This is a genomic window from Marinicrinis lubricantis (assembly GCF_042658665.1).
GTDB lineage: Bacteria > Bacillota > Bacilli > Paenibacillales > KCTC-33676 > Marinicrinis > Marinicrinis lubricantis.
The window spans coordinates 1-926 of the sequence record NZ_JBHSQV010000060.1 but is presented as its reverse complement, the minus strand read 5'-3'; the positions used below and the strand labels follow the sequence as shown (position 1 = coordinate 926).

At 44.9% G+C, this 926-nt stretch carries 1 protein-coding gene; it reads right to left on the bottom strand.

Going from position 1 to position 926, the window contains the following annotated elements; translation table 11 throughout:
- Positions 1-815 (bottom strand): IS256 family transposase (locus tag ACFPXP_RS08020; protein WP_379893717.1); only part of this gene is annotated, 815 nt, incomplete at its 3' end.
- Between the last annotated feature and the right edge of the window lie 111 nt (positions 816-926).

The following is a 926-nucleotide window of genomic DNA, read 5'->3' as shown; positions in this document are numbered from 1 at the left end:
TCTTTCAGAGCTTTTGGTGTCGCATCAAGAATGTTACGCATGAAGTGGGTTTGGCATCGTTGCCACGTCACGCCTTGGAAGTGAGTGCGGATAGCCTTAACGAGTCCGCTGTGTTGGTCAGATACCATTAGATCAACTCCACGAAGATCCCTTTGTTTTAACCAGGAGAAGAACTCGCTCCAGCTGGCTTCAGACTCACTATCCCCGAGCATCAAACCGAGTACCTCACGGTATCCTTCTTCGTTTACACCATAGCCGATCATCACACCACGAGAACGAACACGACCGTCTTCTCGAACTTTAACCACCATGGCATCCACGATAACAAAAGGATATCTGATGTCACGAAGGTTGCGATTGTTCCAGGCTTGGACGATGGGATCCAATCTCTTACACAAATCAGAGACGGTAGACTTGGAAAACTCGGTGCCACATAGCTCCTCTGTAATCTGACTTACTTTACGTGTAGAGACACCATTGATTACCATTTCCATCAGAGCGAGCACTAACGCTTGTTCACTACGTTGGAAGCGTGCAAACATCTCTGAGGAGAATTCGCCATTTCTTAGGCGAGGAACCCGGAGGATAATTTTCCCTACTCGAGTGGTCAGCTGGCGAGGATAAGAGCCATTACGATAACCTTGACGATCATCCGACCGCTCATACGGTTCAGCCCCCAATTGTTCAGATGCTTGAGCTTGTAACACTTGGTTCAGTACAGATTCTAACAAAGCTGCCACCCCCGAATCCTGAGAATTTCCTAAAAAAAGTTGGTGCAGAAGTTTAGAATCTACGTTAATCTTGTATTGAGCCATTTAAATCACCTCGTACATTTAGAATGTTGTCTGGATAACTCCATTCTAACTGAGGGATTTTAAAATGGCTCTCTTAATTTTTAAGAGATTTCATTTTTACACAATTATACG